Consider the following 22,458-nt stretch of genomic DNA (forward strand, 5'->3'; position numbering starts at 1 on the left):
ATGTTTTCATTTTTTGACTCTTATCACGATCCGAAGAATATAAGGTCGAGCTTTCTCCGGCAAGCTATCCTAACTTGCCTTCTCTTTCTGTTTTGTCTCACTTCTTCTTTATCTTCCGCTCCGGAACTTGCGGCACCTTCTCCGAATGAATCGGCAAAACTATTCATCTTAGATGCGAGCGGTTCCATGAACGAATACCTAGGCATCTATCAGAAGATCCATCTTGCAAAGAAGTATGTTCGACATTATGCAGACTCATTACCTGAAGAAACAGAGATCGGATTTATCGCATACGGAAATCGTCTGCCTGGATGCCAATCTTCTCGTCTTTATCAACCATTAGAAAAAGGGAATAAACCTCAGTTCAGGAATAAACTCTTCGGCCTTACACCTTCCGGAGCGACCCCCTTGGCGGAATCGATCCGGATCGCAGGCGATTATATTAGCAGAAGAAAGATACCTACAGAGCTGATCTTAGTTACAGACGGAGTGGAAAGTTGCTACGGAGATCCGGAGAAGGAACTAAAGGTTCTCAAACAAAAAGGAATCGATTTCAAGATGAACGTGCTTGGGCTCGGACTCAAGCCGGATGAAAAAAAGATCATGGAATCGCTCGCAAAGAGCGGAAACGGCAAATACTATAATGTGGATGGAGATAACGATTTTTATTCCGCAGTAGATGATCTCTTAAAGCAAGAACCTCATGTGAAACGAACCAAACCGGAACCGGGCAAAAAATCCCCGAAAGTCAGGATCGTCCAGATCGATACACTTCCTACGGATCGAAATGAGAATTTGTACGGAGTCAGATTCGAGTTTGAGAATGCAAACTCAAACAACCAATGCGTATTATTGAACCTAAAACAGAACACCCCCTCATCAATAGATCCAAAAGATTGGAATAAGAATCGCGCCTCTCATCCGGAAAATGTGATCAGAACAGACCAAGCCTGTTTTAAGGACCAAAAAGGAGAAGGGATCTTCAAGATCCATCTCCCCAAGGATCTCACTTTGAACTTGGAATTAGAACTCTGGGACATGCAGGACATCCCGAATCCGGTAGACAAAAGCGGAGAGAGATCCATTCGAGACTGAACTTACACTTTAGTATTTTATAATTTTCTACTGCAAAAAATTGAGATCAAATTCGCTCGGACAGGTCACCTTATATTCTAAGCGGATCTCCTTCTTTCCGGAGGGAGGAATTTCCAGATTCCATTCATAGATCCCGGAGTTCGTGCGATATTCCTTGGATCCTGGTGTGGTCGAATCCGGATTTATTTCTACCTTTACGCTAGCGACTTCGGAAACAGGGATCTGGTCACGAATGATCACCGTCTTGGTTTCCTTTCCGAAATTTTCCAGGTTAAGATACACCCTTCTTTCTAAAACCTTTTGGCTGGAAATGATCCCTTCTCTAGTCTGATTCGTTTCCTTGCGATAGGAAAGTCGCAAGCTCCCTTCCGTTCCCAAAGAAACGGTTAATGTGTCCTTGGGACTAACGTAACCGATCTTGGTCCTTCCCACCAAGCCAGAACTTCTGAAGAGAGAGACTTCTCCCGGCAAGATCGGAAAATCACCTGTATTCTGCATATCCGCTTCCAAAAGAGGGAACGGTTTATAACGCGGCGCCGCGATCGTTCTTACTTTGATCGGAGCAGTGAACGCTAGCATTTCGAATTTTCTGGATTCTCTCTGAGAAGCCAAGGAGATCGCCTTAGGCAATCGAAATAAGAAGCCGCTTCCTCTTTCGCTCGAGGATCCTCCTTCGTTGGAAGAAGGAAGATTGGATTCTTCGTCGGCGACTTGAGCAGCGCCCACTGCTTGCGATTGATTTACGAGTACTTCTTGTTTGGATCTTATTTCTACATCGAATAATCTTTGCGGACGAAGACGATTCCTTCTTAAAGAAAGATCGGGACGGGTTGTGGATAAGAGCAACTGAACTCCTCTCCAATCCTCTCCCGTTTCCTGACGGATCTCAGCTATATATTCTAGCCGAGCCTTACTCAAGGAATCCTCTGCGGTCAGAATATAGGCCGGTCTCCAATCCGCGTTGGACACTAGGTAACTCAAACGAAGATCGACTGTCTTATTTTCTGAACTAGTATTTACGATCTGCACCCAAGTGATCCGAGTGCTCTTCTCCGCTTGCGAGAGAAGGATAGAAAGTTGGGCCCTGGCTTCTTCTAGATCGGTTTGTAATCTCTGCTTTGCCTTTTCGATCTTTTCCCATGCGGCAAAGAGAGAGACCGCCTCCTCTCTGGTTTTTTTCAGATAGCTTCCCCATTGCTTTCCGTCTTCTTCTACTCTTCCGTAGAAAAGGTTTCGACTGACCGCTTCCGAGACTTTGGTCCTAAGCTCCTCTAAGAGTTCTTTTTCCGCCTTTAGATCATTCTCTTTTGCTAATATAGCCTCGAGTTCCTTCTCCATTCCTTGGACTTTTTTCTGCAGCTGCGCCACTTCAGGATTAGAGGCGGCTGTCCCTTCTTCTTTCCAAGTCCTGGAACCTGTGACCTCCACCTGCGGAGAAGACGTGCTAGCGGTGAGAGTCTCTTCTAAAAGGGAAACGGGAAGGTTCGAGATCTCAATCTTATTCGCACCGGGTTCCAATTGCACCTTTCCAGTTCGCAAGATCTGAGCCGTTCCTTGGTGAACAGTAACCTCTTTGATCGGAAGAGTCGCGTCCTTTCCGAAAGCCGGTATCGCTACGAACAAAATCAGGAAGGCAAGAATGGAATTCTTAGAGTTCATTAGGTTTATTGAATATTTCATTTTCTTACCTCAGTAGGAACCGTTTCCGGAAGAATCTCTTAGAACATTATCCGCAGGGTAAGAAACAGTGTATTCGAATTCTATTTTCTTACTTGCGCCTGCACCCAATTCGAATTCATAAGTGAGTATCCCTTCTTCGGACTTACTTATAGGCTTATCTGCGCCCTGGGTCCACCGGATCTCCACACTATCGTCCACTGTATAAGGAATCCTATCGATGAGACGGACCGGCACCGATCTTCTTTTATTATTCTTCAAATTGATAGAGACCCGATATCGAACCGTTTTCTTCCGAGAGATGATGCCAGATTTATCTTCCAGCTTTTCCTCTCTTCGAACCACTTTGATATCTTTGTCTGGACCAAGCTCCATTCGGATCGTCTCTCCCGGTTTCAATGTGGAAACGGAAGTAGTTCCCAAAAGATTCTCTCCGGAATAGATCTCTAACGGTCCCGCCAAGAGAGGCTCATTCTCCGAATTCGAAGAAACTATATTCAAAAATACGTCTTCGCTAGTAAGTGGAGACGTTTCATAGCCAGGCTGAACAGAAACCATTCTCTTTCTTAGAAAAACTCGGTTCAATGTTCTGTCGGATGGAATTCTTTCTCTGGACTGAGCCACATATCTGAAATCGAATCCTTCAGACGAGACTCCGGGAGCGATCAGTGTGTTGGAATACTTCTTATCCGAGTTGAGTTGAGAAGAACGATTCAGAAGGTTCTGTACCTCCGTTTCTAATTCTTTCAGTTCTTTTCTAGAACTTTCTCTCAAACTAGAAAATCTTCTGAGTGCTTCCTTCCCGTAACGAATGGATTCCTCATAAGAACCTCGATCGAAGCTGCTTTTTTGATTCGTCAACTCACCTTGGAGTTGGTTCATATTTTCTTCCACTCGGATCGAATTGGATCTGTCCTTATAATTTCCCTCTATCAAGGCCCTTGATTGCTGCAAAGGACTTTGGGCTTCCATTCGCTCTTTCGCATAATCTTCATTAGGTGCATCTGCCTTTGACTTTTGGGCCATCGGTTTTGCCGGAGCCATTCGTTTGGATTCTTTCTTAGCTGTAGCAGCCGCACCTGCCATAGGAGAAGGAGCTACATCCCTACTATAAGCTTCCGCGGAAGGATAATATTCATTTGCCTGAGGAATGATCACTCTAGAGCTGATCCTTTGCTCTTTGTATTCAGGCAAATCGATATCTTGGTTCGGATTCGCTGTGGAAAATTCCAATCGAACGTTCTTCCAATCTTCTCCGGTCTCGTTCCGAACCAACGCATGCCAACCAAGCTCTGCTTCTTGCCCATTCTGCTGGAGTTCCAATGTATAACGAGGATACCAGATCGCACCTCTGATCAGATATTTATATTCGAAAGGAAAGGTGGTGGCGGAATCCGACTCCACATCGATCCTGATCTCTTTTCTTCTTAGAGTATCCCCCTCTGCGAGATGGGAAAGTTTGGTCGTTACGATATAGAATTCTTCTCGGATCCGATCCAATTCTTCTAATTTTGTTAAGCGAAGTCTTGTATTTCCTTCTACAAGATCCGCATAGGTCTTGCGAAATCCGGAGAAATTCTCGGAGTCGATCTTTTCGACCGCTCCTTGCTCTTCTCTGATCGTAGGTTTGATGGATTTTAGAGCGGTCTCCCAATCCAAAAGATCCTGCACTTCTCTTGATTTTGTAGATAATGAGAGAAGAAGAGCATCTTTTCTCTTTTCTAGTTCTTCTGCTTCCTGGGATTTCTTTCTACGAGAGGCCTTCTCCAAAACCCGTATCCCTTTGATCTTGAATTTCTTGTTCGGATCCGTAAAGGTCACTATGACACTCTTATCGAGGGAAGATATAGGCACTTCTCCCAATAATACCTCCGACGGACCCGCAGGAAGTTTAACCTCTGTTTGGCGGGTTACATAGACCAGGTCGGAATACAAGAGTACAGAATCGATCCTAGCGAAAGAAACCTGGATAGGATTCTTAGAACCCTTCTCTTCCTCCGTAACTGCGACCGGTGCGTCGCTTCTAGAAGGGTCCGAATCTTGGGCTTGGGAACCGAGTCCGGTTAAGAGAAAGACAAGCAGGAGAAAGAGAGAGCGATAGAACCGAGAAATCATAGGTTCTAAGTGGATACTCTCCCTAAAGAGTCTCGTCAATTTATTTTCTACATATAAAAAAGCGCCTCGGATCCAAGGCGCTTTCAGATAGAAACGGGACGATACGATTTAGGATCTAAACCGTTTTAGGAGAATATCCTTTGATACTAAAGAATCGTTTTTGAGAGAGCAAAAAACCTCCCAATACGCAGAAAGAGATCACAGCGATCTGCTGCATCAGTGTGGGAAGGTATTGCAAGGTCTGTAAAGGTAAGACCTTTAGCAATTTTTCCACATGAGTGAAATCGAATGGATACACATAGGTCAGCACTGCGATCGAAGCCAAACGGATCAGCTCGGAGATCATCCCGGAAGTCTTTAGCTCGAAGATGGCTCCTATATTCCAAAGAGTCCAGAGCACATAGAATCCCAAAACGAGCATCTCCAATAAGGGCAGCTCGCTTTTAAATTCAATATAGACCATTGCGGCTCCCAATCCAAAGAAGAATTGAATAATGCTATAAAGAGTGAGAGTGTACGGGATCTCCGTATTGAACTTTTTGTAATTCACTCTATCTATCTCCGGAGGGACCACAGACTCGCCAAGATCCGCAGGCTTCCAACCAGGAGGCATGATCCAGACTTTCAACTTATCCTTCCAATTTTTGGTCTTCCAAGAAAGGAGAAGAAGTTCTTCGAAATAATGGAACTGTGTCCAGATAGGACTCCAGGTCTGCATCGGCTTTACAACTCCAAAGATAGGCTCTTCCTCTTCTTCTTTAAAGGAACCGAACATTCTATCCCAGATCGCAAATGTTCCCGCATAATTCTTATCGATATATTTCGGATCCCTTCCGTGATGCACTCTGTGTTGAGAAGGAGTGTTAAAGACCCATTCGAAAATACTAAGCTTAGGGATCGCACGGGTATGAAGCCAGAATTGATACGCAAAATTGATCTGGATACAAAGAGCAAACATGACAGGAGGGAATCCCATCACCGCAAGCGGGAGGTAAAAAGGAAGAGAGAAGGTATTCTGCAGTACTCCCTGACGCAGAGCTACGGTAAAATTATAATCTTCGCTCTGGTGGTGAGCCACATGAGATGCCCAGAAGATATTGATCTCGTGTCCGAACCTATGATACCAATAATAAAAGAAATCCGCCAACACATAACAGAGCACCCAGGCGACCCAAGAGCCGTTTGAAAAATTAAAAATCCCAAACTTTGCATACACCCAAGCGTAGACGCTTAGTAAACCAAGAGTAATGAATACGGTGAACACTTGCATGAAGATCCCAGCGGACAGATTGTTCACGGAATCCTTGAATCTATAAAAAGGCTTGGATCCGATCAAGGACCACAACACTTCTACTGCGATTAACACGAAGAAAACGGGAGTGATTAACTCTATTATATTCTTTTCCATCTCTAAACCGTCTTCGAATCTCTCTATAGCGATCGATCGGTCAAGAAAAAGAATGGAGGCAGATGAATTTCTGCCTCACCCAAAGGGCTATTGAAAATAACGAACGTTATTTAATTAAGCCTAAATCGGAAAGGTTTAGAAGAATAAACTCACTGAAAAGTTGAAGGACCAAATATATCCGCCATAGCTGTAGCTTGGATTTCTTTCCGTAGGATTGTACTTGGTTACCCCCACACTGGACAATTGTTGGTTCATGATCGCAAAGTCAAAGATGACAGGATTCTTCAATCGATCCTTTAAGAATGCATAGTTTCTACCGCTGAATAGATAAGAGAAACCTACGCTATAGATGATGCGATCGTTATCCATCCAGTTATTCGCTCCATGATATACAGGAACCGGACTAGGCCTCTTGCCGATACCTGCTCTGAATTTCATAGAAGGACGAAACGCATACTCCGCTCCCAAACGATAGTTAGTAGTATCATGGAAGTTCAGAGGCTCTGAATATTTTTCTTTAATGCGAGATAACTGGTAAAGACTCCACTGCTCTCTATTGATATCGAAGTTGATCAGGATCTTTTGGAAGGGTCTGAATCCGATCCCATAAGAATACACTCTCGGGTTGTACTGATCCAAAAGAGCCAGATCGAAATCCAACTGAATTCCCAAAAGAGTGGTTTGCGCTCTGGCAGGGATTGGGTCCGCAGATAAGTATGTCTCTCTCTTGTACGAAACCCCCATATTCCATTTACCATATGTGAACTGAAGACCATAAGTAGGATTTACCATAGGTTTCAAAGTCAAGACCACTTGAGAGTTCGCTTGCACAGGATCCGGAGAGATAGGAACATCTTTTAAGAGGATTGCACCGGAACCTCCAGCTAACGCAGTCATACCGATACCGGCAAAAAGACGATCCTTCCAAAGTTCGACTCCCACTCCGGCCATAATGGTAGGACGTTCGTCACTCTTTCCCGACTGTAAATATCTAGGAACAGTCGGGTTCTGATCGTTCACCACCATCAAATTTCCAGTAGCAGGAAGAATCGCATTCAAACCGAAACGGATCGTTCTGCCAATATCAAAGATCTCGTTCAAGTTCATTGTAAAACCCAAACCGACAAAGCTATCGTCCGGGTTCTTGGTATTTTCGTTCCTAGGAGCGTTATTCTTCAGAGTAGGGTTTGCATAGGTTCCTAAAAAAGTAACCTCATGCGCGGGACGAGCGGGGCGAGGAAGCGGTTTGTAAGCGAACATCCCATCTTTGAGATTGAACCAAGCTCTTTTATACCAAGGCCCGGTTGTTCCTGGAGTATCCTGAGCATCGCTTGCAAGAATGGGACCTCCATCCTGAGGAATCGGGTTTCCCTTGTCGTCCTTAGGAGCATCCGGCCCGTTAGCCGCTGCTTCTTTTTCCTTATCTTTCAGATCTAAGTATGCATTGTATAGATCTGCTTCGTTTAATCTTCCTAATCCTGCAACGTTATAGAACACAGCAGAGGAATTGTTAACTGTAGCAGTTTGTGCGCCAGCCATCCCGGCCCCTGTGGGATGGGCGCCATATATATCCCCATAGCTTCCGGCAGTAAGTTCGGAAAAACTCACTCCCAGTATTCCCAATAGAAACGCGAAGGTCAGTCTCGCATGGGAGATAATTTTTTTACTTAATAGAATGTTTCGCATTGTCCCTTTCCTGATTGAACCAAGTCTTAGTTTAATTCTTAACAGTTAGAAATGGCTGATCTCTTTATTACACATCAGTTATTTTTTAAAAATTTTCCGTATCTTAGCCCAAAGGCCAAAATTGTCGAGTAAAAACGGAAAAAGAACCATTAGGTGATATTTAGCGAAATTTAATGAAATAAGTAGAATTTAATTAATAATATAGGTTTTTTGTAAAAGAATGAACGCTACATATATTTTTGCATCTATTCTTAAAATTGAAAAGAAACAGGGAATTTAAGGAGAAATCGGGCGGGAAGATCTAGTTCTCTCGAAGTAGATCGAGATAATGTCTGCATATCGGAGATATCCCAGATACTTCCCCTCTTCCTCGACAGCAATCTTATCCATTCCATTGTCCAAAAGGGTTTTGAAGGCAGCTGCAAGACTAGTAGAAACGGAGATCGGACGAATGGAAGTATCTGCCGCATCTCCCACGAGGACCAAGTTTTTGGTCAGGGCTCTGCCCTCGGAATAAAGCCGGATATTTCTAAGAGAGAGCATCCCGAAGTATTTTCCCTCTGGGTCTAGAACGACATAGTCGCTGGCATTGATCTTGATCGAATCTTCTTCCAAATGAGAAAGCAAAGAAGAAGAGCGGATCACCGCAATGTTTCGGAGCTTATCCGAAATATCCGAGATCCGGATCTCTTCTAAAAGATCCCGGTTCATATCCCAGTAATGAGCAGGGGATTGGAAGCGTGTTCCTTTTTGGCTCTTGTATAGATTCAACTTGTGAGAAAGAACAAAAGAGGTGATCGAAACGATCATCAATGGAGGAAGAAGATAATAGCTACCGATAATCTCACAGATCATCACCATTCCCGCAATCGGAGCGCTTGCGATTCCAGCGTAAAAAGCTCCCATTCCCACCAACACAAAGGAAGCGATAGAGACCTTGTATCCTAGGATCAATTTTGCCAGGGTTCCTACTGCGCCTCCTAGCATTCCCCCAATAAAGAGAGAAGGACCGAACATTCCCGCGGAGCCTCCTGTTCCGATCGTAAAGGAAGTGGTTACAATTTTCAAAAAAGCGAAAAGAAGAAAGCAGAGAACGATCAATATGTCCAGATCTACGCGCAAGCTATTTGCAAAAAATTGAATATGATCCGAGCCCGAATTACTTGCAACTCCTACACTTTGAAAGAAGGACCCGATCTTACTTTCGAAGTGATAGGTCCCTTCTAATATATCTTGTAAGAAGCCGGCACCTGTTCCCATGACTTCCGGTAAGAAATATCCGATGATCCCCACTGGAATTCCTCCGATGGCAGGTTTGATCCAGATCGGAAGGTGCCAAGTCTTGGACCAATTCTGGATGAATTGAAAGCTTCGGATAAGGAAGGCTCCACTCAGATAACAAACAATCCCTAGCATCAGATAGAATATGAGTTCCTTGTATGCTTCGAACCCGATCTCCGGGACCTTGTAAACCGCTCCGAACCCGTTCAGTGAAGAATAAACCAAGTATGCAGTCACGGAAGATATAATGCAAGGAACCAAGGAATCGCTTTCTATATCTTCTCTATACACCATTTCCACAGAGGTCAAAGCGCCTCCTAACGGTGCATGGAAGATCGCTCCCAGGCCTCCTGCGGTCCCGGCAAGCAACAGGGTCCTTCTGGCTCTCGCTCCCGCCTTGGTAAGATTTGCAACCAAGGAACCGAAGCCCGCGCCAATGAGAGAGATAGGCCCTTCTTTTCCTCCGCTTCCTCCCGAAGAAAGCGTAAAGATGGTCGCTATGGATTTGATCACTGGGACCTTAGGGTCCACTTTTCCTTCCTTATTATGAAAGGAATCGATGAGTGAATCCGTTCCTGTTCCCGAAGAATCGGGAGAGAATTTCCAGACAATCCATCCGGTGATCAATCCACCAATGATAGGTAAGAATAAAAGCGCCCATCTTCCGAGAAGAATAGACGATATAGGATTTAGAGAAACGTAATATTCCCCTCCGGAATGAGTTTCTTGTAAGCCCGCGATCGATGCCAAAGAAATATATTCGGCCCAAGCAAGCGCTCTGGAGAATAAAAAGGCACCAAGGCCGGATACGATCCCCGTGATCACACAGTAAAGAAACAAGGACCTTCGGCCCTTGATCCTTATATAAGAAGAAATAGAATTTTCTTCGGGTGCTAGTCTAGAAAAGAATCCTTTAAGCATAAGATCTATTCTTAGAAAGACTTAGTCGCCGAAATCTCCATGATCCGATTATGTGTATAGGTATCTTGGATACCGCCGATCAATCTATAGATCCTAGGAATGATCAATAGTCCCAAAAAGACCGGAGCTCCCGGAGAATCCAAAACGTTTCCGGAATGAGCTGGTTTATGCATATAGTTATCTAGGGCGCTGTTCTTTTCCATTGTGGTCGTAGCATAGTAATAGCCAAGCCCTGCGAGCAAAAGATCCAACATGATGTATCCGAACATTCCTTTTAAACGATCAGAACCACCATAGACAGGAGATCGATTCGCATTATAGTAAACGGAAGCAGCCGGTTGGATCAAAGCAAGAGCCCCGCTGTACAAATAGCTTTTATTATAAGGCTCTAATTTCCCGTCCGCATAATCTTCTAGATTCCTGGAACCTGTCCCGAAGCCTCCGGTAATTTCCTTCTTGGTCAATTCTTCCATGAGAAAATTACGAAATACTCTTTCGGCGCCCTTTTTAGGAGCCTCCACTCGAACGATACTCATCTTCTCTCGTTTTGCGAGACCCAGGACATACACATCGAGTACGAGAGGAGAATACCATTTAGTTACGTATCTATAAGTGAATCCTTTCGTATTCTTGTCGGAAATCACCCGATCAAAAGTAAGTCGATTCAAGGCAGAAATGATCCTGGTATCGTTCTCTCCGGGATCCCCCTCTAGTTCGAAAACTTCTCCTGCAAACAGAGAGGAGGAAAAGAAAAGAACGGAGGCGAAGATCGCGGAAAATTTTATACATCTATAATTCACTTTCATTAAGACACCCGATTTCCCAAGAAGAATGCTGCTAATAGCATAGAACTATTGTACGTAATATGAGCCGTGATCGGAACCCATATATTAGAAGTTTTTAAATAAGAAAGACCGAAAGAAAGACCCACGAATACAAGCAGGAAAGGTCCTATGATGGATCCTCCCGCGCTATAATGTACGATCCCGAAGACTACAGAAGTCAGGAACAATCCTATATTCGGCATATTCTTTTCCATAAAATGTTTAAGTAAGAATCCTCTAAAGAAAGTCTCTTCCAGGATTCCCGCACCGAAACTGATGGCAAGCATGGCCCAAGTCAAAAGTCTCCAATTTCCTTGCAGGTTCTGGGAAAGGATCAGTTCGAGATGATTCGATTGAGGTTTTCCTACGAAAAAAAAGATAAGTCCGCTAAACACATTCACAAAACAGAATGTGGCAAAGCCGGTCACTAATCCGGCAAGAAGTCCCCGAGCTCCCAAACTATCGCTGAAGTCGGCCACTTCTACATTTGCAATTTTTCGAATGAATAGATAAGCCGGGACCAGGAAGCAAAGTCCCCAGATGACCCTGTCTATGGAAAGAAACCAAGGCCTTTTGGTGATCACAAATTCGGTATAATCTCTCAGAGCTCTCTCCACAGAAGCGGGCTCTCCCCAGGCGATCGTCTGAGGAACAGTCTCCGAGACCTCTTTGGTCCTATAGAAACTCTGCTTTGGGGTCTTGAAGGAGAGAGCGGTCTCGATCTGTATCTTGGTGATCTCTTGGTACAGAAGCATTCCCAAGAAGAGTACAAAAACTTGGATCAGTCCAAGGACGAATATGTCTTTGCCTTTATTCGGCTTTTGGTCTTCGATTTCCAAATCCATTCCGGGGGCCCCTCCAATCATTTACCGGGGAATTTTTGCGTCATTGTTTTTTTAATTTCTGCCGAATAGAAGGATGATATGCCTTCTTCTGAAAGACATTCCTTTCGATTCGCGAAAGCCTCTCTTGTTTTCATTCTCTCATTCATTCTAGATGCGGAACTGCATGCGGTCTACGATCTAGTTCCTCTTCACAGCTTGGAATATTCAGACTCGAAGATCGTTCGGGTCCGAGAAGAAGTAAAATACAACCTGCAAGTATCCGTTTCCAATTTGGAGCAGAAGAATCTAATGCCTCTTAGGTTCCTGAGCTACAAGGTCGGAAAACAGGACACATTCTTTAAGATCATGGCCAGGACCGGAATGGATCTGGACACTCTCTCTTCCGTGAATCAGTTGGCTTCTCCCCAAGATATTTATCCCGGGATGGAATTATTGATCCCGAATATGCGCGGAGTATACGATTCCGAGGAAACCTCGTCGGACGATTCGAGTAGAAGAAAGGTCGCATCTCGCTTTCGCATTTCCCCCAAGTTCCTATACTATGATGACCAGAGAAAGTCTTGGTTCGTTCCAGGAAGAGGTCTTCCTAAGGAAGAGAAAAACTTTTTTTACGGTTTGGTTTTTTCGGATCCTTTAGCGGAAGAAGGTCGCATCAGTTCTAAGTACGGAAAAAGAAAGGACCCGTTTACTAAGAAGGACACCTTTCATGGCGGCATAGATCTCGCAGCAGAAGAAGGAACCCCAGTCTATGCTTCCGCAGATGGGATCGTTTCCTTTTCCGGAACCAAGGGTGGGTATGGGAGTTTGATCGTATTAAAGCATTCTCTGGGATATGAGACTAAGTACGGTCACCTAAGCAAATTAATGGTGGATCCGGGAACCAAGGTAAAGAAGGGACAGCTCATTGGAAAAGTTGGAATGACTGGAAGAGCTACCGGTTTTCATTTACATTTTGAAGTATTGCGAAATAGTTTGAGACAAAGACCCGTCTTTCACGGTCATGTCTGATGCTACGATTTCTTTATTCCCGCCATATATTGAGAGGAATTCTTTCTTTTCTATTTGTCGTATTTGTACTCGGCATTCTAGTACTAATCGGTTGGAATAAGACAAACCCGATTCCGTATTCTGTAAATTCCTCTATTCCTCAAGGCGAAAGAGATCTATTACTTTTTTCTAAACCAGTCAATGTGGACTCTCCCATCAAAGAGCCTTTCGGATTGGCTGTGGATACGAAAGGTTCCATTTATACGGGATCTTCCGATGGGAATATCTATCGGATCAAGACAGACGGAGACCCGGAGGTATTTGCTAAAACCTCTGGTCGTCCCTTGGGACTTGCATTTGACGGAAAGGGAAATTTAGTAGCCTGTGTTTCCGGACTCGGACTCGCATTCTATGATGCTGCCGGAAAGGAAAATGTTTTAGTACGAGAGGACTCACAAGGAACTCCATTACAAAATCTGTATGGTCTTGCCATAGCTGCCGATGGAACCGTTTATTTCACCGAAGTAAGTCGAAAGTTTTCGTATGAGGATTCCTATCTAGAAGAATTGGAGTCCCAAGCAAACGGAAGGATCTTATCGTATCATCCTCGCACCCAAGAAGTAGAGGTCATCTCGGATGGAGCGAATCACCCTACTGGGATCGGACTTTCCGCTTCTGGCACATTCTTGATCTACGCCGAAAAATACAGACATAGGATCTCTCGTCTTTGGTTAAAAGGAAAGGACGCAGGTAAGGATCAATTTTTGATCACGAACTTGCCGGGGAGTCCAGCCCTGATCAGCCTGGATGAAGAAAACCATTTTTGGATCGCTCTTTCTTCTCCCAGACATTTGGGAATGGATAAGATCCAAGATTATCCTTTGATCAAAAAAATGATCGCAGCATTGCCCTCAGTACTTCGCCCGCAAGAAGGAGAACTTGCATACGCATTATCCTTGAGCGAAGAAGGGGACGTACTTCTAGCGCTTGCAAATTATTCTACCGATGCTTTAGGATCCGTGACTTCTGTGCTGCAGTACGGGGGAGGATTGATCTTGGCGGGAAATTCTTCCGAAAAGGTCTGGAAGTGGAAATTCCAGACCCTGGAAATATTCTTCTGAAGAAGCGCTTCGAATAAAGCGCCTCTTCATTATAGAATTCTAAATTACATCGATCCGAGTAATTCTCTGAACTTATCCAAAGAATATCTTTCTACGAATTCTCCAAAGCTTTCGTTCGCCTTCCCGTCCTGTTTCCAAACGGAGAACGCTTTTTCAAGCTGCACCGGAATATCCGCAAAGGCTACTTTCTTAGCAACGTAATCGCCTACTTTGGTTCCTTCCGGATTTCCGCCAAAGAAGAGTGCATATTTTCCACCGGCCTGTTGGCCTACGATCCCGATCTCGGCGGAATATGGTCTTGCACAACCGTTCGGGCAACCGGTCATTCTTACGATAGGAGCTCTGTCGTTCAGACCCAATTTATCGATCACCGCTTGGATAGAATCCAACAGTTGAGGAAAAGTCCTTTCTGATTCGGTCAGTGCCAGCCCGCAGGTAGGAAGAGCAGGACAAGCCAAGGCCCTGTCGTACAAAGGCTTAGGAGAAGCAGGATCAATATTAAATTCTTTTAATTTAGCTTCTAATTTTGGACGGTCCTCTTTGCGGATGCCCATTAGCACTAAGTCTTGGTCTGCAGTGACCTGTACGTTCAAATTGAATTCGTCTATGATCTTTCTTAAGGCAGTCTTCAGCGGTTTGTCAGCGAAGTCCTTAATCCTTCCGGAAAGAGTATGGAACCCTAGAGCCAAGGTACCGTCCGCTCTCTCTGTCCAACCCAAGTACTTAGGAGTCTCCCATTTAGGAAGTTTGCGATCGGTATCGAATTTCGCTCCGGATCTACGTTCTACTTCGGAACGGAACCATTCTGCTCCCTTCTCCGCAAGAACGTATTTCAAACGAGCATGCTTGCGATTCGTTCTATCTCCGAAATCTCTATGAGAAGTCACGATCCCTTCCGCAACGGAGATCAGATCTTTTTCCGGGATCCAACCGAGCAGATCCGCCGCTCTAGGATAAGTCTCCGGTTTATTATGGGTCATTCCGAGTCCGCCACCTGCGAAAACAAAATAACCGTCTATCTTTCCGTTTGCATCCAGAGTCGCAGCAAATCCCATATCGTTGGTATAGATATCGACGGAGTTATCGCCTGCAAGAGTCACTGCGATCTTGAACTTTCTAGGAAGGTAAGTCTTTCCATAGATCGGATCCTCTACCTCTTTGTTTAATTGGGTCTCTCCCAACCAAAGCTCCGCATAGGCAGTACTCTTATATTTGAAATGATCGGAGATCAATTGAGCCACAGGATCTAATTGAGTAAGTTCTTTGGTTCCCCAAGGATTCAATGCTTGGGTAACGTTACGCACCACATCTCCGCAAGCTCCCATGGTGGATAGATTCACCTTATAGACCGCTTGCATGATCGGTTTCAGATCCTTAAGAAGAATAGTATGCATCTGAATGGACTGACGAGTAGTTAAACGGAGAGCTCCGCCTCCGAATTGGGTTGCAAGATCATCCCAAACTGCGTATTGCTCCGCTGTAAGCCTTCCACCAGGGATCCTGCCCCGGATCATGAAAGACGTAGGGTTTTCAATGAAGTCCCCGTTTTCGTCCTTTCGACGATCCCTGTCTTTTTGCTGGTACATCCCGTGGAATTTAATCAGCTGCTTGTCGTCTTCTTCGAATCCGTCCGCACCGGTCTCAATAGCTACACCGATCTTTCCTCTGAGTCCTTGAGAGGCCGTTTTTATATGTTCGACTTCGCTGAGTTCTTTTTGCTCTGACATTGATCTAATTCGTCCTTCTGTTAGCTTCTTATAACTTCTTGTTTAGCGAGAGATATTTTTCTTTAAATTCGTTCAGTAGAAATTTCAAGGCTGCCTTTCTCTGGTTAGCATCGCCTAATTTTTGTTTGCTGAGACTTCTAATATGTATTAGATCCTCTAAGTCTGCATCATGTTCCGGAGGAAGGATCTCTTCTAAGATCGTACGAACGCTTCCTGCGAGTCCTGCAAATTCACCTTGTGTGGAGACTGCTACTCGGATCGGCCCTCTATCAAAGTATGCGGAAGAATAAAAATCGCAATACGTCGGATCGTCGGCACAGTTGATCCAGATCCTTTTCTCTTTTGCATACTCCACCAACTTGCGATTCGTTTCTCTATCGTTTGTAGCGGAATAGATCAGATCGAATCCGTCCAGATCGGATACCTGGATCTCCTTTGTTTCGATCTTAGCCTTGGGAACTGCAGAAAGTAATTCTAATATTTCGGGTCTACACTCTTTTGCGATAACAGTCAGCTCGCAACCTGTGGGTACCAAGTGTTGGAGTTTTTCGAGGGCAACATTTCCCCCGCCTACGACCAGGACTTTCTTCTCATCTAGTTTTAAGAATACAGGAAGAAGTTTGTTCATGCTTCTTCTCCGAAGGATCCTTGTCCGTGCATAGGGAGGTCGGATCCTTCTTCCATTAAGTTGACTACCGGACCTATATAAATGATCCCTGGTCCGGGAGTTTGTTTGGAGATCCCCTCTTCTGCGATCTTTCCAAGACTCGTTACAGTCGTTCTTTGCGTCTGAAGACTCGCATTCTCCACTAACGCAACAGGGAGAAGGCGAGATGCTCCGTGTTCGATCAATCTACTTGCAATTTTTTGAATGGAAGAAGTTCCCATAAAAAGAGCGATCGTTCCCTTGAACTGTGCAAACCAGGTCCAGTCGGTCTCTTCTTCCAGAACGGTATGGCCGTCCATGATGAGTACTTGTCTGGACAATCCTCTATGAGTTAATGGGAATCCTGCTCCGGAGGAGCCTGCACTCAAAGCGCTTACTCCAGGAACGATCTCGTATGGGATCTGTTCCTTTTTGATGGCGATCAATTCTTCTCCGCCTCTTCCGAACAAGAAAGGATCTCCGCCTTTTAAGCGGACTACGATCTTGTTTTGCAGAGCATATCGTACGATCAGATCTTGTATCTCGGTTTGCGTTGCGGAATGCTGACCGGCTCTCTTCCCAACATAATGAACGATCGCCGACTCCGGAAAATATTCCAGAAAAGAAGGATCGAGCAAAGCGTCGTATAATACTACTTCAGCTTTTTTTAATATATTTAGGGCGCGCAGGGTCATTAGCTCCGGATTTCCGGGCCCAGCTCCGACTAAATATACTTTTCCCTTTCCTTCTTGCATTCGATCTAAGAATTAATTCGATCCGGAGATCATTCCGGCTCCAACGGTGTTATTCGTGCCTTCGTCCACTAAAACAAAACTACCGGTGCCTCGATTCTCGGAATAAGGATCGAACGCGATCGGTTTCGCTGTACGGATCTTGATCCTTCCGATCTCGTTTAACGCGAGCTGAGGCGAATCCAGTTTTTGGTGGGTTTGTATATCGATCCTGAAAGTAATCTCTCTCACTGCGGACTTGACGGAACCTGTGGTTTGTCTTAGGAGATATTTGTTTCCAGGAACAAGTGCTTTAGAGTCCATCCAACAAACATCCGCTTCGATATCCTGAGAAAGATTCGGAAGCTGCTTCTCCGTTACGATCATGTCTCCTCGGCTGATATCGATCTCATCTTCTAGAAGAATGGTAACTGACATAGGAGCAAACGCTTCCTGTACTTCTCCTTCATGAGTGAGAATCGCCTTGATCTTAGAACGATGTCCGTTCGGAAGCACGACAATATTTTCGCCTTTCTGAAAGACGCCGCTTCTTACTTGGCCGGCATATCCTCTAAAATCATGATGTTCTTCGGTTTGAGGACGGATCACATACTGGACCGGAAACCTAGGTTGGTGCTTGTGCTCGTCTTCTTCGAGCTCCAGATCTTCCAGATACCCCAAGAGGGTTTTGCCCTTCCACCAAATCATATTCGAAGAAGGATCCACCACATTGTCCCCGTTCAGTGCGGAAATAGGAATGAATTCCAATCCTTTAAAATCCAGATCGGAAGCAAAATCGATATAATCCTTTTTGATCTCTTCGAAACGTTCTTGGGAGAATTCGACCAAGTCCATCTTATTCACACAGATGATTACATGAGGGATCTTTAATAGAGATGCGATATACGAATGTCTATAAGTCTGTTCGATCACTCCTTTGCGAGAGTCGATCAGTATGATCGCAAGATCCGAATTAGAAGCACCGGTCACCATGTTCCGAGTGTATTGGATATGCCCCGGTGCATCCGCGATGATGAACTTTCTCTTAGGTGTGGAGAAATATTTATAGGCCACGTCGATCGTAATGCCTTGCTCTCTCTCCGCCTTGAGTCCGTCGGTAAGAAGGGCCAGATTGATCTGTCCGTTTACTTGATTCGTCTTTTCAATCGCTTCCAATTGGTCTTGGAATACGGATTTACTATCGTATAGAAGACGTCCGATCAGAGTGGACTTTCCGTCGTCTACGCTTCCCGCAGTGATAAAACGCAATAAATCCATCAGAAATAACCGCCTCTTTTACGTTCTTCCATCGCAGCTTCGGATCTCTTATCATCTAGTCTGGATCCTCTTTCAGTGGTCCTGGAAGTTTGGATCTCTCGAATAATATCGTCTAGGGAATTCGCCTCGGATTCCACAGCCGCTGTACAAGTCATGTCTCCCACAGTCCTGAATCGAACCGTTTTCTCTTCTACCTTATCGGAAGAATCCAGGGTCACGAACTCGGAAACCGGGAAGACAACGTTCTCTCTCCACACGATCTGTCTTTTATGAGAAAAATATAATGAAGGAAGAGGAATATTCTCGCTACGAATGTATTCCCAAACATCCAGCTCAGTCCAGTTGCTGATCGGGAATACTCTAACATTCTCGCCTACATGGATCTTTCCGTTATAGATATTCCATAATTCAGGCCTTTGCAGCTTTGGATCCCAGCTTCCGAACTCGTCCCTTACGGAGAAAACTCTCTCTTTCGCACGGGCCTTTTCTTCGTCTCGTCTCGCTCCGCCGATACAAGCGTCGAACTTGAATTCTGCTATAGTGTCCAAAAGAGTCACAGTTTGGATCGCGTTCCTACTGGGGAACTTACCCTTCTCCTCTACCGCTTTTCCTTGGTCTATGGAGTCTTGCACGTATCGTACTATGAGTTTTTCTCCGATCCGCTCCGCAAGATCATCACGAAATTGTAATGCTTCCGGAAAGTTATGACCGGTATCTATATGGACCAAAGGAAAAGGGAACTTGCCAGGACGAAATGCCTTCAAGGCAAGATGGACCAGAGTGATCGAGTCCTTCCCTCCGGAAAATAGAAGAGCCGGCCTTTCAAATTGAGCCGCAACTTCTCTGAGTATATAAATGGATTCCGCCTCTAGTTGCTGAAGATGCGACAAACGAGTTCGAGTCGTCATGCTTGTGATCCTTTTTTTCTTACCAGTTTTCCGTCGACCCAATGCAATCCGCATTCTTTGGTGACTTCGTTTTCCCACCACCAACGGCCCGCTCTAAAGTCTTCTCCTGGTTGGATAGAGCGAGTGCAAGGAGCACATCCGATACTAGGATAGCCTTTATCATGCAAAGGGTTATAAGGAATGCGATTGTCGTGCACATACTGTTGCACACGGTCCCAAGACCAGCTTAGGATTGGATGGAATTTTAAGATCCCTCTTCCTCCATCCAACTCTACTTGCGGAAGATCTTCTCTAGAGCCGGATTGATCGTTTCTGATCCCGGTGATCCAAACTTTCGCGCCTTTCAGCGCTCGATTCAAGGGAACCACCTTACGAATATGGCAGCATTCTTTTCGATTTTCAATCGAATCGTAAAAGGAGTCGGGACCTTTTTCGTTCACGAGATCTTCTACCGCTTGCGCATCCGGAAAGAAGGTCTGTATCTTCTTCCCATACATGCCGTTGGTCCTCTTGTGAAGCTCATAGGTCTCGCTGAATAGGCGCCCCGTATCTAATGTAAAAATGCGAATATCCAGGTTCTGGGAATAAATGGCGTGGGTGATGACCTGATCTTCTAAACCAAAGCTGGTCGAGAAAACCGCCTCTCCTGGGAACTCCTTTGCGATCTTGGCAAGGGATTCTTCCAGACTTAAGCCTTGTATTTTAGCTTCCAGCTCGGAGGGACTCATAAAAATCGAACCTTCATGACTCTCAAATTCAGAATTGGGAATAGTCAATATAATGTACCAAAGTTTTATATATTGGACTTTCCGTAAAGTATAGTTGAGGGATTATTACAAGGATTCTGGGAGAATTCTAGGAGAACAGTGAATTTTTCCCAAACGATCGGCTCTTTATGTCTAGAAACCTTGTTCGGTGTATCTGCCCTGGGTACGGCCTTTTTTCTAGAAGGAGGAAATTAGATCTCTTTCTAGGAAGAAAAAACCAAAATCCAATACACATAGATCTACACTCTAATGAAACATTTTAGAATGCATTCTGAGAAAATGATCTAAGATCTTTCTTTTATTTTTATAGTTTGTTCAATATACGATCTAGATCCTTCGCCAAACATACCGTTAGTCCTCTTGCAAACTAAACATCGGTCTATTCGTATTCTATAAATTTCCTTTCCTTCTTCTCTTCTTCGGATGATAAATGGATGTAATTGACGACTTACTTATTGTCTAAAAATCTGGAATAGATGGGATCATATAAAAAGAATATTCTAGGGATGGTTTCTAAGTATTCCGTCTGGGTCGTGCCTTCGGTTATCCTTCTTACTGACGTAATTGTAAGGGACGAGATCTTGCCTAGCTTTAAGCCTTTACAGTGGGCGTTTTATTTTCTCTCTTTCGTTTACTCAGTGATTCTTTATTCCGCTGCGATCATTGCATTAAGATTATTGCATCAACTTAAATCTAAGACGATCTATTTCATTGCACTCTTTTTCTTAGTGAACTTTTATACATTTGCGATCATCGGATCATACGGATATTATTCTTATACTGGGATCATGCCGAACTTCTTTGTGTTCTCCTTTATATTCAACGAGCCTCTGAATAGCTGGACCATTCTTGCAGGAGGAGTCACTAAAGGCGCTGTCTTTGGAGGAATTGCGTTATTCGTCCTTATAGGGATCTCCCTTTGGCAAACAACCATTAAGGAACCTTTAAAGTATAAATACCAAGTTCCCGTTCGGATCTCTGTGATTGTGCTCTTCTTGGCGATCAGCGCCTTCTTACATAATAATACCCGATTTAACGATCAGGTCTATGTTTCCGATACGAATACGATCGCTTTCGTTTGGAGGAACTTGTACAACCATCTCACTGGAGACAGTCTCGGTTCTGCCGGACTCCAATCTAGGAACAAACCTAAGTTAGGAAGACTGAACTCGAACCCGAACTTCAACGTTCTATTGATCGTTACCGAAAGCCTTAGAAAACTGAATCTGAATATTTACGATTACGATAAAAGGATCACGACTCCCTTCTTATCCAAGTTAATTGCAGGTGCAGATCCGAATCGTTACTTCTTATTTAAGAAGGCGTATTCCAATTCTAGTTCTACTTTATTGTCCTTTCCTAGTATTTTAACAGGTGTTTCTCCTTCTCAACCTGTTCCGATGACCCACACATATCCTTTATTCTGGGAATATGGAAAGGCTGCGAATTATTCTACCTTCTATATCACCAGTCATAATCTGCAGTGGAATAATTTTGAAGGCTTCTTTAGGAATTCAGGCATCGACCTTCTTTGGGACAAGGAGAAGAGCGGGCTCAAAGTATTCAATGATATCGGGATCGACGACCGGGAGACTGTAAAAGAATTCAGACGATACCTTTCCGAATTGAAAGCGGAGAAGAAGAAGTTCGCGGGAGTCCTTCATTTCAATACAAACCATTTCCCTTATATAGTCCCGGAAGATTCCCAAGAATTTGCAGTCGATAGCCCTGTAGATCAATACGATAATTCAGTACGTCATATGGACAAACTCCTGGAGGAAGTCTACGGATTCTTAAAAGAAGACGGTTTCCTAGAGAACACCGTAGTCGTCTTCACCTCCGACCATGGAGAGGCCTTGTTTGAGCACGATTACTTGGGACATATAGATAGCAATTATATCGAGACAGTCTCTATTCCTATGCTTCTTTACATTCCTCCTGTGCTGAAGGATTCAGTGAACCTGCAAGCCATTCGTAGGAATACGGAAAAGCCCGTTGCGAATACGGACCTGATCCCGACCATCATAGACATTCTGAATTTAGAGAATGATGTAAGTGTTCGAAATTACACTTCTCATCTAGAAGGAAAATCCCTGATCAAGGATATCAGCGGTGATAGAAGGATCATCATTACCAATAATAACGAGATCTCTCTCTATAAAGTCGGGATCAGTTATATCAAAGGGAATTATCATTATATAATGAATATGACTTCTAGTCCTGCGCAAGAACGTCTATTCGATCTTTCGACAGATCCTCAGGAACTGAAAGATCTATGGGCAACTACAAGTGAGGATTCCAAGATACGTTATAGAGAGGAAGTCCTAGATTGCAATGTCTGCGTGGATCTTTTCGCATCTCAAGGAATTCCTTTCCGAAGAACGGAAACTGAGGCCGTAAACCTAAGAGGAGGAACCCTGGTAAAACCGGCTTCCTTCTAA

Annotated in this window: 17 protein-coding genes; 4 read left to right on the plus strand and 13 right to left on the minus strand. The window is 44.4% G+C overall.

All coding sequences use genetic code 11. The annotated features are described in order from the left end of the window. Entirely contained in the window at positions 1–1,095 is a 1,095-nt protein-coding gene (locus tag EHO57_RS11460) for a vWA domain-containing protein (RefSeq protein ID WP_135644624.1), read from the plus strand. 27 nt (positions 1,096–1,122) lie between these two features. Here the strand turns inward: EHO57_RS11460 and EHO57_RS11465 are convergent, their stop codons facing one another. From EHO57_RS11465 to EHO57_RS11495, 7 genes are all read right to left on the minus strand, one after another. Beyond that, positions 1,123–2,775 (minus strand): mucoidy inhibitor MuiA family protein, encoded by a 1,653-nt coding sequence (locus EHO57_RS11465; RefSeq protein ID WP_135644622.1) that lies wholly within the window; start codon positions 2,773–2,775, stop codon positions 1,123–1,125. 9 nt (positions 2,776–2,784) lie between these two features. Next, positions 2,785–4,887 (minus strand): DUF4139 domain-containing protein, encoded by a 2,103-nt coding sequence (locus EHO57_RS11470; protein ID WP_135644620.1) that lies wholly within the window; start codon positions 4,885–4,887, stop codon positions 2,785–2,787. A gap of 115 nt (positions 4,888–5,002) precedes the next feature. Beyond that, positions 5,003–6,295: a sterol desaturase family protein gene (locus EHO57_RS11475; RefSeq protein ID WP_135644618.1), complete on the minus strand. Its 1,293-nt coding sequence runs from the start codon at positions 6,293–6,295 to the stop codon at positions 5,003–5,005. A 135-nt stretch (positions 6,296–6,430) separates the two neighbouring features. Further along, a complete protein-coding gene (locus tag EHO57_RS11480) occupies positions 6,431–7,981 on the minus strand; it encodes an OmpP1/FadL family transporter (protein ID WP_135644616.1) in 1,551 nt (516 codons plus the stop codon). Between the two features lie 276 nt (positions 7,982–8,257). Beyond that, on the minus strand, positions 8,258–10,183 hold the full coding sequence (locus EHO57_RS11485) for a chloride channel protein (RefSeq protein ID WP_135644614.1): 1,926 nt from the start codon (positions 10,181–10,183) through the stop codon (positions 8,258–8,260). 11 nt (positions 10,184–10,194) lie between these two features. Beyond that, a complete protein-coding gene (locus tag EHO57_RS11490; RefSeq protein ID WP_135644612.1) occupies positions 10,195–10,989 on the minus strand; it encodes a hypothetical protein in 795 nt (264 codons plus the stop codon). Beyond that, positions 10,989–11,852, minus strand: coding sequence for a CPBP family intramembrane glutamic endopeptidase (locus tag EHO57_RS11495; RefSeq protein WP_135644610.1), 864 nt, complete (start codon positions 11,850–11,852; stop codon positions 10,989–10,991). Before EHO57_RS11495 ends, EHO57_RS11490 begins: the two co-directional genes overlap by 1 nt. Before the next feature lie 78 nt (positions 11,853–11,930). On the opposite strand from EHO57_RS11495, the gene EHO57_RS11500 reads away from it, so the two are divergent. Next, positions 11,931–12,860, plus strand: coding sequence for a peptidoglycan DD-metalloendopeptidase family protein (locus EHO57_RS11500; RefSeq protein ID WP_135644608.1), 930 nt, complete (start codon positions 11,931–11,933; stop codon positions 12,858–12,860). Further along, positions 12,860–13,960 carry an SMP-30/gluconolactonase/LRE family protein gene (locus EHO57_RS11505; protein ID WP_135644606.1) on the plus strand — a complete coding sequence of 367 codons (1,101 nt, stop codon included), beginning with the start codon at positions 12,860–12,862 and terminating at the stop codon, positions 13,958–13,960. Before EHO57_RS11500 ends, EHO57_RS11505 begins: the two co-directional genes overlap by 1 nt. A 44-nt stretch (positions 13,961–14,004) precedes the next feature. Here the strand turns inward: EHO57_RS11505 and EHO57_RS11510 are convergent, their stop codons facing one another. The 6 genes from EHO57_RS11510 to EHO57_RS11535 are packed head-to-tail and all read right to left on the minus strand — an operon-like array spanning position 14,005 to position 19,978. Continuing rightward, a complete protein-coding gene (locus EHO57_RS11510) occupies positions 14,005–15,687 on the minus strand; it encodes an NADPH-dependent assimilatory sulfite reductase hemoprotein subunit (protein WP_135644604.1) in 1,683 nt (560 codons plus the stop codon). A 28-nt stretch (positions 15,688–15,715) separates the two neighbouring features. Further along, entirely contained in the window at positions 15,716–16,315 is a 600-nt protein-coding gene (locus EHO57_RS11515; RefSeq protein ID WP_135644602.1) for a precorrin-2 dehydrogenase/sirohydrochlorin ferrochelatase family protein, read from the minus strand. Further along, complete coding sequence (gene cobA, locus EHO57_RS11520) at positions 16,312–17,088, minus strand: uroporphyrinogen-III C-methyltransferase (RefSeq protein WP_135644600.1); 777 nt, start codon at positions 17,086–17,088, stop codon at positions 16,312–16,314. Before cobA ends, EHO57_RS11515 begins: the two co-directional genes overlap by 4 nt. 12 nt (positions 17,089–17,100) lie before the next feature. Next, positions 17,101–18,342 carry a sulfate adenylyltransferase subunit 1 gene (locus tag EHO57_RS11525; RefSeq protein ID WP_135644598.1) on the minus strand — a complete coding sequence of 414 codons (1,242 nt, stop codon included), beginning with the start codon at positions 18,340–18,342 and terminating at the stop codon, positions 17,101–17,103. After that, positions 18,342–19,250 carry a sulfate adenylyltransferase subunit CysD gene (gene cysD / locus EHO57_RS11530; RefSeq protein WP_135644596.1) on the minus strand — a complete coding sequence of 303 codons (909 nt, stop codon included), beginning with the start codon at positions 19,248–19,250 and terminating at the stop codon, positions 18,342–18,344. The genes EHO57_RS11525 and cysD overlap by 1 nt, the downstream gene beginning before the upstream one ends. Continuing rightward, a complete protein-coding gene (locus tag EHO57_RS11535) occupies positions 19,247–19,978 on the minus strand; it encodes a phosphoadenylyl-sulfate reductase (protein WP_135644594.1) in 732 nt (243 codons plus the stop codon). Before EHO57_RS11535 ends, cysD begins: the two co-directional genes overlap by 4 nt. Before the next feature lie 515 nt (positions 19,979–20,493). Here EHO57_RS11535 and EHO57_RS11540 point away from each other — a divergent pair. After that, positions 20,494–22,458 (plus strand): sulfatase, encoded by a 1,965-nt coding sequence (locus EHO57_RS11540; RefSeq protein ID WP_135644591.1) that lies wholly within the window; start codon positions 20,494–20,496, stop codon positions 22,456–22,458.

This window comes from Leptospira langatensis, from assembly GCF_004770615.1.
GTDB classification, from domain to species: Bacteria; Spirochaetota; Leptospiria; order Leptospirales; family Leptospiraceae; genus Leptospira_B; species Leptospira_B langatensis.

Excerpts from the sequence above, each read along its gene's own strand:
- EHO57_RS11475 (WP_135644618.1), bottom strand. The coding sequence starts at position 6,295 with ATGGAAAAGAATATAATAGAGTTAATCACTCCCGTTTTCTTCGTGTTA.
- EHO57_RS11495 (WP_135644610.1), bottom strand. The coding sequence starts at position 11,852 with ATGGATTTGGAAATCGAAGACCAAAAGCCGAATAAAGGCAAAGACATA.
- EHO57_RS11470 (WP_135644620.1), bottom strand. The coding sequence starts at position 4,887 with ATGATTTCTCGGTTCTATCGCTCTCTCTTTCTCCTGCTTGTCTTTCTC.
- EHO57_RS11500 (WP_135644608.1), top strand. The coding sequence starts at position 11,931 with ATGCCTTCTTCTGAAAGACATTCCTTTCGATTCGCGAAAGCCTCTCTT.
- EHO57_RS11485 (WP_135644614.1), bottom strand. The coding sequence starts at position 10,183 with ATGCTTAAAGGATTCTTTTCTAGACTAGCACCCGAAGAAAATTCTATT.
- EHO57_RS11505 (WP_135644606.1), top strand. The coding sequence starts at position 12,860 with ATGCTACGATTTCTTTATTCCCGCCATATATTGAGAGGAATTCTTTCT.
- cobA (WP_135644600.1), bottom strand. The coding sequence starts at position 17,088 with ATGCAAGAAGGAAAGGGAAAAGTATATTTAGTCGGAGCTGGGCCCGGA.
- EHO57_RS11540 (WP_135644591.1), top strand. The coding sequence starts at position 20,494 with ATGGGATCATATAAAAAGAATATTCTAGGGATGGTTTCTAAGTATTCC.
- EHO57_RS11465 (WP_135644622.1), bottom strand. The coding sequence starts at position 2,775 with ATGAAATATTCAATAAACCTAATGAACTCTAAGAATTCCATTCTTGCC.
- EHO57_RS11490 (WP_135644612.1), bottom strand. The coding sequence starts at position 10,989 with ATGAAAGTGAATTATAGATGTATAAAATTTTCCGCGATCTTCGCCTCC.
- EHO57_RS11460 (WP_135644624.1), top strand. The coding sequence starts at position 1 with ATGTTTTCATTTTTTGACTCTTATCACGATCCGAAGAATATAAGGTCG.
- EHO57_RS11515 (WP_135644602.1), bottom strand. The coding sequence starts at position 16,315 with ATGAACAAACTTCTTCCTGTATTCTTAAAACTAGATGAGAAGAAAGTC.
- EHO57_RS11510 (WP_135644604.1), bottom strand. The coding sequence starts at position 15,687 with ATGTCAGAGCAAAAAGAACTCAGCGAAGTCGAACATATAAAAACGGCC.
- EHO57_RS11525 (WP_135644598.1), bottom strand. The coding sequence starts at position 18,342 with ATGGATTTATTGCGTTTTATCACTGCGGGAAGCGTAGACGACGGAAAG.
- EHO57_RS11480 (WP_135644616.1), bottom strand. The coding sequence starts at position 7,981 with ATGCGAAACATTCTATTAAGTAAAAAAATTATCTCCCATGCGAGACTG.
- EHO57_RS11535 (WP_135644594.1), bottom strand. The coding sequence starts at position 19,978 with ATGAGTCCCTCCGAGCTGGAAGCTAAAATACAAGGCTTAAGTCTGGAA.
- cysD (WP_135644596.1), bottom strand. The coding sequence starts at position 19,250 with ATGACGACTCGAACTCGTTTGTCGCATCTTCAGCAACTAGAGGCGGAA.